Here is an 11,977-nt window from a genome sequence, read left to right on the forward strand (position 1 = left end):
GTGAGGCGTGGCGGGAGGAGTGCCCCGGCGGTCACGCCCTCGGGGGCTGGCTGGGGCGCACCGTGTGCCCGGAATGCGAGGAGCGCGGATACGGGCCGCGTACGCCCCCCTTGGTGATCGCCACCGCCCTGGTCTGCGCCCTCCTCGCCGCCGCGACCGGGACCCGCCCGGAGCTCGGCGTCTGGCTGCTGCTCGCCCCGGTCGGCGTGCTGCTCACGGTCGTCGACTTCCGCGTACGACGGCTGCCCGACCCGTTGACCCTCCCCTTCGCCGGTGCAGCACTCGCCCTGCTGGGCCTCACCGCCTTCGTCCCCGAACACGCGGGCGTCTGGACGACCGCCCTGCTCGGCTCCCTCGCCCTGGGCGGCGGCTACTTCGTCCTGTTCCTCATCAACCCCGCGGGCATGGGCTTCGGCGACGTCAAACTCGCCCTCGGCACCGGCGCCGCCCTCGGCTGGTACGGCTGGCCGACGGTCATGCTCGGGACCTTCGCCGGTTTCCTCCTGGGCGCCCTGTACGGCGCCGCCCTGGTCGTCACCCGCCGGGCCACCCGCAAAACGGCCATCCCCTTCGGCCCGTTCCTGATCACGGGGGCCTATCTGGGGCTTGTGGTGGGTTCCTACACGGCCTGACCCGGGGCCCGTCATGCTTGTGATCATGACAAACATGCCGCCTTACCCCACCGCCCCGTCCCCGTACCCCACGGCCCCGCCCCCCGCCCCCACCGGCCACCCCTACCACCGCCTGGACCGCGCCACAGGGCGTCATCGATGGTGGCGGCCGTTGGTCGGCACTGTGCTGATGAGCTTCGCCTACCTCGTGCTCGTGCTCGTGCTGCTGGCCGTCGCCTACGGTCTGGGAACGGTGCTCGGCGCGCCGGAACTGCCCGACGGGGGCATCGACTTAGGGCCTCTCGGGAACACGGCGATGGATCTGGTGTCCCTCGCGATAGCCCTGCCCCTGGTGCTGCTGGCCACGCTGTGGCCGGCGAGACGGCGCGCCGGCACCGTCTCCTCGGTGACCGGGCGGCTGCGGATCGGCTGGCTCGGGAGGTGTGTGCTGGCCGGGCTGCTGCCCATCCTCCTGCTCACGGGGACGGCCTTCCTCCTGCCGGGCGACTCGGGCGAGTCCGACACATGGGTGGGGTGGAGCTCCTTCCTCACGGCTCTGGCCGTGCTGGCCGTCCTCGTGCCGCTGCAGGCCGCGGCCGAGGAGTACGTGTTCCGGGGCTGGCTGACCCAGGCGGTCGGGGCGTTCGTGCGCTCCCCGTGGTTCGCCGTGCTCCCGCAGGCCGTGCTGTTCGCCGCGGCCCACGGCTGGGGGACCCGGGCGGGCTTCCTCGGGCTGCTGATGAACGGCCTGGTGGCGGGGCTGCTCACGATCCGCACCGGTGGGCTGGAAGCGGCGATCGCCCTGCACGTCCTGAACAACCTGCTGGCCTTCGGCGCCTCCGCCGCGGTCGTCGACGGACTGACGTCGGACGAGACCGCGGCCGACGCGCCCTGGTCGCTGGCCCTCACCGCCATGGTCACCGACCTGCTCTACGCCGCGCTGGTGCTGTGGCTCGCCCGGCGCCACAAGCCCCAGCGCCTCTCGTCCCCGGTGCAGCCGCCCACGCCGTACCCCGGGCATCCCGCGTACTCCGAGCATCCCGCGCACTCCGGGCATCCCTCGCATCCCTCGCATCTCGGGCATCCCTCGTACCCCGGGCATCCTGCCTACCCCGGGCATCCCGAGTACTCCGGGCATCCCGCGGCCCCCGGGCATCCCGCGACCTCCGACCACCCCGCGACCCCCGACCACCCCGGCCCCGCCCGCACGGCCTGACGTCCAGCCCGCCGAACCCCTGGCGTACGCTGGGCTGGTCCGTCCACAACCCTTACGAAAGGGACGCCCGGTGACCGAGAAGGCCGACCTTCAGCCCATCCTCGACCGCGCAGCCGCCGGTGGGCGGATCACCCCGGACGAGGCACTCGTGCTGTACCGGGACGCCCCGCTGCACGCGCTGGGCGCCGCCGCCGACGCCGTACGCCGCCGCCGGTACGCCGGGACCGAGCACATCGCGACGTACATCATCGAGCGCAACATCAACTACACGAACGTGTGCGTCACGGCATGCAAGTTCTGCGCGTTCTACGCCCCGCCGAAGGCCACGGACAAGGGCTGGACGCGTGACCTGGACGACATCCTGCGCCGCTGCGCGGAGACCGTCGAGCTGGGCGGCACGCAGATCATGTTCCAGGGCGGGCACCACCCGGACTACGGCGTCGAGTACTACGAGAAGCACTTCGCGGCGATCAAGGAGGAGTTCCCGCAGCTGGTCATCCACAGCCTGGGCGCCTCCGAGGTCGAGCACATGGCCCGGATCTCCAAGGTGAGCGTGGAGGAGGCCATCCGGCGCATCCACGCCGCCGGTCTCGACTCCTTCGCCGGTGCCGGTGCCGAGCTGCTGCCCGAGCGGCCCCGCAAGGCCATCGCCCCGCTGAAGGAGTCCGGCGAGCGCTGGCTGGAGATCATGGAGATCGCGCACAAACTGGGCGTGGAGTCCACCTCCACCATGCTCATGGGCACCGGCGAGACCAACGCCGAGCGCATCGAGCACCTGCGCATGATCCGGGACGTCCAGGACCGCACGGGCGGCTTCCGCGCCTTCATCCCGTACACCTACCAGCCTGAGAACAACCACCTGAAGGGCCGCACGCAGGCGACGCTCTTCGAGTACCTGCGCATGATCGCCATCGCGCGGCTGTTCATGGACAACATCGCCCACATCCAGGGCTCGTGGCTGACCACGGGCAAGGAGGTCGGGCAGCTCTCCCTGCACTACGGCGCCGACGACCTCGGCTCGATCATGCTGGAGGAGAACGTGGTGTCGTCGGCCGGTGCCAAGCACCGGTCCAACCGGATGGAGATCATCGATCTGATCCGGAAGGCCGGCCGGGTGCCCGCCCAGCGCGCGACCACGTACGAGCACCTCGTCGTCCACGACGACCCGGCGAACGACCCGGTCGACGACCGCGTCGTCTCGCACATCTCCTCGACGGCCATCGAGGGCGGCACGGCTCACCCCGAGCTGAAGCTGCTGGCGCCCAACTGACCCGACCGTGCTGACGATTCACGCCGCACCGCTGGTCCTCCCGGCGGGCGCGGCACCCGGCATGAACGCACCCGTCGTGGACGGCGCCGTCGCGGTCGACGGCGACCGGATCACCGCCGTCGGGCCCTACGACGAGGTCGCCGAAGACGCGCCCGGCGCGCGGGTGCGGCGCTGGCCCGGCGTGCTCACCCCGGGTCTGCGCCAGTGGCACCCGCTGTGGCTGCTGCGCCACTGCTACCACCCCGACCCGCGCGAAGCCGACGAGCTGGGCGAACAGCCGCTGTGGGGCGAGCGGTTGGCCGCCCTGGGAGACCTCACCGAGACCCGCTGGTCGGGCAGCGTGCGGCGCGGTGTGCAGCGGATGCTGCGCTGCGGCACGACGGCGGTCGCCTCCCCCGGCGCCCGCTTCCGCGATCCGATGGTCGCCACGGCCGTAGCCCGCTCCGGGCTGACCGTCGTGGGGACCACGGGGGCTCCCGGCACGCTGCTGGGCGAGCGGCCCGACCTCGACCCGTTCGCGCAGGGGTACGACCTCCCGGGCTCGGTCCACGGCCCGCGGACCATCGGCGGCCGGGCCGACCTGGCGGTGTTCGACGTGCCCGACGCGGCGGCCCTGCGCGAACGCGGCGCGGCGACCTGCGTGGCGACCGTGCTGGCCGGCCGACTGGTGTACCGGGCCCGCTGACCCCGGGTGCCCGGGCCGGCCGCGAACCTCTTACCGCCCCCCGTGTCAGTCGGCGAAGGCCCTCCCGAACGCCCCGACCTCGGCGTCAGCCCGTGAAAGCCTTCCCGAACGCCCCAGGCCCCTGCGTCACCCCGCTGCAATCCGTCGCCGCCTTGGCCGAGTCGGAGCCGTCCGCGCACTGCCGGTCCCGGGCCGTCGACCACATCGACACCCAGGCGATGCCCTTGTCCTCGGCGAACGCCCGGACCTCGGCGGCGTCCCCGAGCGTGAAGGTCTCGTTCGCGACATCGTTGACGCCGATCATCGAGGTGAGCGCCATACCCTGCCAGGCGGTGGCGTCCGACGTGCCGAAGGCCTTCTTCAGCTGAGTGTGCGCGGCCTTGGCGGACGTGAGGGCGTAGCCGCCCATGTCACCGTCGTACGAGGAGCCGTAGTTCATCGTCATGAGGTTGACGGTGGAGACCTGCACGCCGCTGTCGTTGGCGGAGCCGAGCAGCGCCAGGCCGTCCTTGTCGAGGCCCGATGGCATCACCGGGAGCGTGAACGAGACCTCCAGGCCGGTCCGTTCCTTCTGCAGTCGCGCGATCGCCTTCGAGCGCAGGGCGATGGACGCGGAGTCGGAGAGTTCGTCGCCCTCGATGTCGAAGTCGGCGAGGGTGGAGCCGGCCGCGTCCAGGGCCTTGCCGTACGCCGCCGCCAGTTCAGCGGCGCTGTCGCAGTTCGCCGCGAGTTCCTTGCCGGATGCGCCGCCGAAGGAGACCCGGACCCGGCCGCCGTCCTCCGTCAGCTTCGCGATCCGGGACGTGACCGTCGGGTCGCCGATGGCATGCGTGCCGTTCCAGCGCGGGGTGCAGTCGTCGCCGTCGGCTATGACGAACGCCAGGTTGTACGTCGTGGGGGAGCCGGCGGTGTCGGTGCCGGCGGCCTCGGTGGTGCTGAGGTACGGGGCGTACGAGGTGCCGGCCGCGGCCGTCGCTGTGGGAGACGTGGCGGACGTGGGGGAGGCCGGAGGGGCCGCGTCGCCCTGCCCGGAGCACGCGGCGGTGGCGAGGGCGAACAGACAGCCCAGCCCGGCCGCCGCCGGTTTCCGGTAACTCCTCATGACGTGCGCTCCCGTTCTCGTGAGGTCAGGGGGTAGGACAGGAAGTACGTTTCCCGGCGGCAAACGTCTCACGAGGTCGGTTGCGCGCGGCGAGTTCCGCGGGCATTCCCGAGAACTCTCAGAGAAAGGACAGCTTGTCGTTTCTCATGGGTCTCTCACGAGAAAACCCGAGTTTAGAGCACATAAAGGCGCCCTACTGTCCGGGGAATGCATTCCGAGCCTGCCATCGGAAAGAGCGCCCCTCGCGGTCGCCGCCGCAAACGCGGCAACGGGTCCGCCGAAGGCCCCGTGTTCGTTGACAACTCCGGACGCCGCGCCCGACCGCTGCGCCGGATCGGCCTCCTCCTGGGGGCTGTCTGCACGCGGCCGTCCTCGGCGCGGCCTTCATGGGCTGGGGGCGTCCCTGACGCCGTCGCAGTTGCTGCCGTTCGCGGGTGCGGGGCCCGGCGGTGGTCAGCCGGAGGGGGTTCCGGGCGGTCCCGGCGGCCCGGGAGTCCGGCCCAGCGGCGTCCCGTCGGCTCCGGCCGGGGAAGCCGTGAGCGGCACCACCTCGTCCCGTCCTCCTCCTCGTCCCCGTCTGCCTCCGCCGGCGCCGACTGACCGGGGCGAGCCATGACCACGACCACCCCTTTCCCGCGGCCGGCGCCGCGCCCCCTCCCGGATGGAACGGGCCGCCGGCAAGGCCGCCGCGCTGCAACGACCGAACGCGTCGTCCTCGCCCTGCTGCTCCTGCTCGCACTCGTCTGCGTGATGCTCCTCGACGGCCGTCTGCGCGCCGAGGTCGGCGGCGACCAGCGCGTGCGCACCGGGACCGGCTCAAGCGACGTACCCGAGGACATCCTGGACGGCGGGCCGATCGTCACCTTCCGCGGCGGGCAGGCCACGACCGTCTCCGTCCTGCCTGGGAGATCCTCTGGTACCTGCGCACCTACCTGTGGTTCGTGCTGCTCTCCCCGCTTCTGCTGCGGGTCTTCCGGCTCGCCCCCGTCCCCGTGCTGCTGCTGTCCCCGGGCCCGGTTCTGACCTTCCAGCCCGTGTGGCAGCCGCCGGGCGGCCGGCTCGGTGCCGCACTGTGGGGACCTGGCGACCTTCCTGTGCTGCTGGCTCCTCGGCTTCGCCCACCCGGAGGGCGTCCTGGCCCGGCTGAAGCCCGCCGCGGTGGTCCCGCTCGCGCTGGCCGCCCTGGCGTGCGGCGGCTGGCACGCCTTCACGCACCAGGCCGAGTACGGCACGTACGACCTCGACGAGAACCCGCTCGCCCAGGCCCTCTGGTCGGCGGGGTTCGTGACGCTGCTGATGTACGCCAAGGCCCGCTTCGGGACCGACTTCGCGCACCTGGTCCGGCTGCGGCGGCTGGACCGGCTCGTGACCGTCTTCAACGCGCGGGCGGTGACGATCTACCTCTGACACGAGATCGCGCTGATCCTCGCCGTACCGCTGATCGACCGCTTCTGGGACGTGCCCGCCTTCGAGGCGTACCTGCCGCTGGACAGCCAGTGGTTCATGTTCGGCGTGGGCCGGGTGCTGATCGCGGTGTTCGTGCTGCTGTGCGGCTGGGCGGAGGACGTGGCGGCACGCAAGCAGCCGCGGCTCCTGACCGGAGGGGGTACTGCAAGAATGGGCCCGTGACCCGCGCATCTCTGGACAAGCAGCCGCACGAAGTCGCCTCGATGTTCGACGACGTGGCGGAACGGTACGACCTGACCAACGACGTGCTGTCCCTCGGCCAGGACCGGCGATGGCGCAAGGAGGTCGCCAAGGCGGTCGACGCGCGCCCGGCGCAGAAGATCCTCGACCTGGCGGCGGGCACGGGCACCTCCTCGCTGCCCTTCGCCCGCACCGGCGCCTACGTCGTCCCGTGCGACTTCTCGCAGGGCATGCTCCAGGTCGGCAAGCAGCGGCAGCCCTGGCTGCCGTACACCGCCGGCGACGCGACGCGGCTCCCGTTCAAGGACGACACCTTCGACGCCGTCACCATCTCCTTCGGGCTGCGCAACGTGCAGGACACGGACGCGGGCCTGCGCGAGATGCTCCGGGTGACCCGGCCCGGCGGGCGGATCGTGATCTGCGAGTTCTCGCACCCGACCTGGGCGCCGTTCCGCACGGTCTACACCGAGTACCTGATGCGCGCCCTGCCGCCGGTCGCCCGGGCCGTGTCCTCCAGCCCCGACGCCTACGTCTACCTCGCCGAGTCCATCCGCGCCTGGCCCGACCAGCCCGCCCTCGCCGAGCGGCTGGGCAAGGCCGGCTGGTCGCGGGCGGCCTGGCGCAACCTGAGCGGCGGCATCGTCGCCCTGCACCGGGGCTTCAAGGCCGAGTGAGGCCGGGGTCCGCCGGCCTCGGGCCGGGACCTCTCGGCCCTAGGGCGAGCTGAGGACCATGCAGGGGTCGCCCGGCTCGTCCAGCTCGCGCTGGAGACCTCCCCTGGGCGGGCGGATCCGCGGTTCGTGCACACCCCCGCCGCCCTCACCGGGGCCGAAGTCGAACCACACGTGGCCCATCGAGTCCCACGGCACCGCGGCACCGGGCTGCGGGTGCCGGCGTACGACGACGTAGTCGACGACGGCGGGAGGGAGCTCGGGCCGGTCCGGTGCGGTGAGGAGGAGGCCCCGCGCGCGGGCCGTCTCCCGCGCGTCCACGGCCATCAGGCCGACCAGACGCGGTACGCGCACTTCGGGTGTCTTGCGGGACATGTGCACAGATGTCACCCCCAGCGGTAGAGGAAGGGTAACTCCCGCCCCGCGCCGACCGGAAGCGACCGATGCCGGTCTGTGACAGTCGACTACTCTGCGTCAACCCTCTGGAGATCGAGCCGGTAGCAGTGCCCCGACCGCTGCGAGGCCGGTGTCGTGAACGTCTCGGTGAGGCGCATCCCCAGGCGCTGTGTCACCGCGATGGACCGGCTGTTGCGGGCGTCGACCATCGCCACGACGCCCGGGACGCCCCTCGTCCGCATCCGCTCCAGCGTCTGCCGCGCGGCCGCGGTGACGTAACCCCTGCCCCAGTGCTCCCGGCCCAGCCGCCAGCCGATCTCGATCTCGCCGGCCGGGCCCCAGGCTCGCTCCCACGGCTGGGCGCCGGTGAAGCCGATGACCTGCCCCGACGCGTCGAGCACGGTCCACAGGCAGAAGCCGAGCTCCGCGTCGTGCCGGCGCTGGCGGGCGGTGAGCTCCTCGTAGACCGAGAGTTCGGCGGCCCTGCCGCCCTGGAACTCCATGACGTCCGGATCGTCGAAGATCCGGTGCCAGGCGAACGCGTCCTCGTGGGTGGGGACACGAAGCCGCACGGCGGGGAGAACTCGGTTCACGGAGGCAGCCCTTCAGCCGGGTGATGAATGCTGCTGCATAGACTGCCCATGTCCAGTGCCGGACGGCACGCAAGATTGACGAACTTGGGGAGATCCCGCCGTGACCGTCGTGACCGAGCCCCTCTCCGAGAACACCGCCGATGTGATCGTCGTGGGCGCGGGGCCGGCCGGCTCCGCCACCGCCTACCACCTCGCCAAGGCCGGACTCGATGTCCTCCTGCTGGAGAAGACCGAGTTCCCCCGCGAGAAGGTCTGCGGCGACGGCCTCACCCCGCGTGCCACCAAGCAGCTGGTCGCGATGGGCATCGACATCTCGGAAGAGGCCGGCTGGCTGCGCAACAAGGGCCTGCGCATCATCGGCGGCGGGGTGCGCCTCCAGCTCGACTGGCCGGATCTCGCCTCCTTCCCCGACTACGGTCTCGTCCGCAAGCGCGACGACTTCGACGAGCAGCTCGCCCGGAACGCCCAGAAAGCCGGTGCCCGGCTCTTCGAGCGGTGCAACGTGGGCGCGCCGATCCTGGACGAGCGCACGGGCCGCATCACCGGGGTGCACGCCAAGCTCGGCGAGGAGAAGCGCGAGGTCACCTTCCGCGCGCCGCTGGTCGTGGCCGCCGACGGCAACTCCACCCGGCTGTCCCTCGCGATGGGGCTGCACCGCCGCGAGGACCGCCCGATGGGCGTGGCGGTGCGCACGTACTTCACCAGCCCGCGCCACGAGGACGACTACCTGGAGTCCTGGCTGGAGCTGTGGGACCGCCGCGGCGCCGAGGACCGTCTGCTGCCCGGCTACGGCTGGATCTTCGGCATGGGCGACGGCACGTCGAACGTCGGCCTGGGCGTCCTCAACACCTCCGACTCCTTCAAGGAGCTGGACTGGCGCGAGGTCCTGAAGGCCTGGTGCGCGTCGATGCCGGAGGACTGGGGCTACACGCCGGACAACATGACCGGCCCGATCCGCGGCGCCGCGCTCCCCATGGCCTTCAACCGCCAGCCGCACTACACCAAGGGCCTGTTGCTCGTCGGTGACGCCGGCGGCCTGGTGAACCCCTTCAACGGCGAGGGCATCGCCTACGCGATGGAGTCCGGCCAGATCGCCGCCGACGTCATCGTCCAGGCCCACGCCAGGCCGACCCCCGCGAGCCGCGAACTGGCCCTCCAGCGCTACCCGCGCGTCCTGAAGGACACCTACGGCGGCTACTACACGCTCGGCCGCGTCACCCGGTACAGGCCCACCGCCACCCGGTGCGGACGCAGTTCGGGGTAGGACTCGGCGGCCTCCTGCACCACCGCCAGCTCCTCGACACGGCCGTCCGTGCCCAGCAGCACCTGCGGCGTCAGCGAGTTCACCCCGGCCGTCTGGAGCCAGGACCGCGACCAGGCGCTCATGTCCCGGCCGCTGGTCTCCTCCAGCGCCGACAGCAGGTCACCGAGGCGCGTGTTGCCGTAGGCGTGCCGCTTGAAGTAGCGCCGGGCGCCCTCCAGGAACGCCTCCTCGCCCACGTACGCCACGAGCTGCTTCAGCACCGACGCGCCCTTGGCGTACGTGATGCCGTCGAAGTTCAGCTTGGCGTCCTGGAGGTCCCGGATGTCCGCCGTGATCGGGTGCGTGGAGGGCAGCTGGTCCGCACGGTAGGCCCAGGCCTTGCGGCGGTTGGCGAAGGTGATCCAGCCGCCCGCGAAGCGGGTCGCGCCGACGAGCGAGAACGCGCCCATGAAGTCCGCGAAGGACTCCTTCAGCCACAGGTCGTCCCACCACTCCATGGTGACCAGGTCGCCGAACCACATGTGCGCCATCTCGTGCAGGACGACGTTGGCCCGGCCCTCGTAGGACGCCTGCGTCACCTTCCCGCGGAAGATGAACTCCTCCCGGAACGTCACCAGGCCCGGGTTCTCCATCGCGCCCAGGTTGTACTCGGGCACGAACGCCTGGTCGTACTTCCCGAACGGGTACGGGTAGTCGAAGTGGTCGTGGAAGAAGTCCAGGCCCTGCTTGGTGACCAGGAAGACGTCGTCGGCGTCGAAGTAGGGCGCGAGGCCCTTGCGGCACAGGGCGCCGAGCGGGATCTCCAGCGTCGTACCGTCCGCGAACGTACGGGTGTAGGAGTCCGTCACGTAGTGGTACGGGCCCGCCACCACACACGTGATGTACGTCGAGATCGGCTTGGTCTCGGCGAACCGCCACACCCCGTCGGCCTGCTCACCGGCCCCGTTGCTCCACACCGTCCAGCCCTCGGGCGCCCGCACCTCGAAGCGGTACGGGGCCTTCAGGTCGGGCTGCTCGAAGTTCGCGAAGACCCGGCGCGAGTCGGCCGGCTCGTACTGCGTGTACAGGTACACCTCGCCGTCCTCGGGGTCGACGAAGCGGTGCATGCCCTCGCCGGTGCGGGAGTAGGCGCACTGGGCGTCCACCACCAGCTCGTTGTCCGCGGCCAGGTCCTCCAGCGTGATCCGGCAGCCGTCGAAGACCTCTCCGGGGTCCAGATCGCGGCCGTTGAGTGAGACGGCCGTCACACTCGGGGCGATCAGATCGGCGAAGGTGCTCGCCCCGGGCTCGTTGCAGCGGAAGCGGACCGTCGTGACGGAGCGGAAGGTGCGGGGCCCGTCCCCCGGGCCCTCGCCGACCGCGGAGCGCAGGTCGAGGGACACCTCGTACCCGTCGACGCTCAGCAGGGCGGCCCGCTCCCGGGCCTCGTCGCGGGACAGATTCTCACCGGGCACGGGCGGCACTCCTCAAGTGTCGTGGGGTACGGCTGAACAGGACCGATCCTGCCACGTGCACCTGACGCGGGGCAGCCGGGAATGACGGGAGCGCATACCGGCGTTGTCCGGGAAACGGTTTCCTGCGGAGGAGAGACATGTCGGACAAGACCCCCGTCGACTTCTGGTTCGACCCGCTGTGCCCCTGGGCCTGGATGACCTCCCGCTGGGTGCTGGAGGTGGAGAAGGTCAGGGACATCGAGGTCCGCTGGCATGTCATGAGCCTCGCCGTCCTCAACGAGGACAAGCTGGACGACCTGCCCGAGGAGTACCGCGACATGCTGGCGACCAAGGCGTGGGGCCCCGTCCGGGTCGTCATAGCCGCCCAGCAGGAGAAGGGCCCCGAGGTCCTCGGCGACTTCTACACCGCGCTCGGCACCCGCATCCACAACCAGGACGAGGGCCCCGGCAAGGAGACGGTCGCCGCGGCCCTGAAGGACGCCGGCCTGCCCGAGTCCCTCCTGGAGCACTGGGACTCCACCCCGTACGAGCCGGAGCTGCGCGCCTCCCACCAGGAGGGCATCGACAAGGTCGGCCAGGACGTCGGCACCCCGGTCATCGCCGTGGCCGGCCCCGACGGCGAGCAGATCGCCTTCTTCGGCCCGGTCGTCACCCCGGCTCCGCAGGGCGAGGAGGCCGGCCGCCTCTGGGACGGCACCCTCGCCGTGGCCTCGGTCCCCGGCTTCTACGAGATCAAGCGCACCCGCACCAAGGGCCCGGACTTCTCCAACCTGTAGGCCTCACCCGGCGGGGGCGGGCCGGATCCTGAGCTCCTCCGGGAGCAGCCCGTCCTCGCCCCGGTTGAGATAGCGCTGGTACCACCGGCAGCCGGCAGCGGTACAGCGCCAGTAGTCGTCCACGAAGTGCCCGGCCCCCTTCTCCGCCCGGACGGCCGCCCGCTCGGCGGCGTTGAACCTCCGGAACTCCTGCATGATGCCGCAGGTCCGGCACGCCCGGCTCACCTTCATCAGCTCCTCCTCGCGATCACCGCCAAGTCCGGGAAGTCGGTGACGACCGCATCGACCCCCA

General features: G+C 71.6%; 10 protein-coding genes and 4 pseudogenes. 9 read left to right on the forward strand and 5 right to left on the reverse strand.

The window, feature by feature from the left end:
• The 4 genes from ABZ281_RS17320 to ABZ281_RS17335 all read left to right on the forward strand — a co-directional run.
• On the forward strand, positions 1–632 hold a 632-nt coding region (locus tag ABZ281_RS17320; protein ID WP_356656338.1), incomplete at its 5' end, for an A24 family peptidase.
• A 34-nt stretch (positions 633–666) separates the two neighbouring features.
• Complete coding sequence (locus ABZ281_RS17325) at positions 667–1,827, forward strand: CPBP family glutamic-type intramembrane protease (protein WP_356656340.1); 1,161 nt, start codon at positions 667–669, stop codon at positions 1,825–1,827.
• A gap of 70 nt (positions 1,828–1,897) precedes the next feature.
• Positions 1,898–3,097: a cyclic dehypoxanthinyl futalosine synthase gene (mqnC, locus tag ABZ281_RS17330; protein ID WP_356656342.1), complete on the forward strand. Its 1,200-nt coding sequence runs from the start codon at positions 1,898–1,900 to the stop codon at positions 3,095–3,097.
• A 7-nt stretch (positions 3,098–3,104) separates the two neighbouring features.
• Complete coding sequence (locus ABZ281_RS17335; RefSeq protein ID WP_356656344.1) at positions 3,105–3,782, forward strand: hypothetical protein; 678 nt, start codon at positions 3,105–3,107, stop codon at positions 3,780–3,782.
• An 85-nt stretch (positions 3,783–3,867) separates the two neighbouring features.
• On the opposite strand, the gene ABZ281_RS17340 is transcribed toward ABZ281_RS17335, so the two are convergent.
• Positions 3,868–4,884 carry a chitinase gene (locus tag ABZ281_RS17340; protein ID WP_356656346.1) on the reverse strand — a complete coding sequence of 339 codons (1,017 nt, stop codon included), beginning with the start codon at positions 4,882–4,884 and terminating at the stop codon, positions 3,868–3,870.
• 612 nt (positions 4,885–5,496) lie between these two features.
• Here ABZ281_RS17340 and ABZ281_RS17345 point away from each other — a divergent pair.
• From ABZ281_RS17345 to ABZ281_RS17355, 3 genes and pseudogenes are all read left to right on the forward strand, one after another.
• A pseudogene (locus ABZ281_RS17345) lies at positions 5,497–5,781 on the forward strand (bi-functional transferase/deacetylase); the annotation flags it as partial.
• Between the two features lie 2 nt (positions 5,782–5,783).
• Positions 5,784–6,513: pseudogene (locus ABZ281_RS17350) on the forward strand (acyltransferase family protein); the annotation flags it as partial.
• Positions 6,510–7,205 (forward strand): demethylmenaquinone methyltransferase, encoded by a 696-nt coding sequence (locus ABZ281_RS17355; RefSeq protein ID WP_356656348.1) that lies wholly within the window; start codon positions 6,510–6,512, stop codon positions 7,203–7,205. The pseudogene ABZ281_RS17350 and the gene ABZ281_RS17355, both read left to right, overlap by 4 nt.
• A gap of 39 nt (positions 7,206–7,244) precedes the next feature.
• Here the strand turns inward: ABZ281_RS17355 and ABZ281_RS17360 are convergent, their stop codons facing one another.
• Both ABZ281_RS17360 and ABZ281_RS17365 read right to left on the reverse strand, forming a co-directional pair.
• A complete protein-coding gene (locus ABZ281_RS17360) occupies positions 7,245–7,577 on the reverse strand; it encodes a PASTA domain-containing protein (RefSeq protein WP_356656350.1) in 333 nt (110 codons plus the stop codon).
• Positions 7,578–7,666: 89 nt separating this feature from the next.
• Entirely contained in the window at positions 7,667–8,191 is a 525-nt protein-coding gene (locus ABZ281_RS17365; RefSeq protein ID WP_356656352.1) for a GNAT family N-acetyltransferase, read from the reverse strand.
• Positions 8,192–8,291: 100 nt separating this feature from the next.
• On the opposite strand from ABZ281_RS17365, the pseudogene ABZ281_RS17370 reads away from it, so the two are divergent.
• Positions 8,292–9,404, forward strand: a pseudogene (locus tag ABZ281_RS17370) (geranylgeranyl reductase family protein); the annotation flags it as partial.
• A gap of 5 nt (positions 9,405–9,409) precedes the next feature.
• Here ABZ281_RS17370 and pepN read toward each other — a convergent pair.
• A pseudogene (gene pepN, locus ABZ281_RS17375) lies at positions 9,410–10,909 on the reverse strand (aminopeptidase N); the annotation flags it as partial.
• A 137-nt stretch (positions 10,910–11,046) separates the two neighbouring features.
• Between pepN and ABZ281_RS17380 the strand changes: the two are divergent.
• Positions 11,047–11,685, forward strand: coding sequence for a DsbA family protein (locus ABZ281_RS17380; RefSeq protein ID WP_356656354.1), 639 nt, complete (start codon positions 11,047–11,049; stop codon positions 11,683–11,685).
• Between the two features lie 3 nt (positions 11,686–11,688).
• On the opposite strand, the gene ABZ281_RS17385 is transcribed toward ABZ281_RS17380, so the two are convergent.
• Positions 11,689–11,977 (reverse strand): hypothetical protein (locus ABZ281_RS17385; RefSeq protein ID WP_356656356.1); only part of this gene is annotated, 289 nt, incomplete at its 5' end.

The sequence above is a fragment of the Streptomyces sp. NPDC006265 genome (assembly GCF_040613555.1).
Lineage (GTDB): Bacteria > Actinomycetota > Actinomycetes > Streptomycetales > Streptomycetaceae > Streptomyces.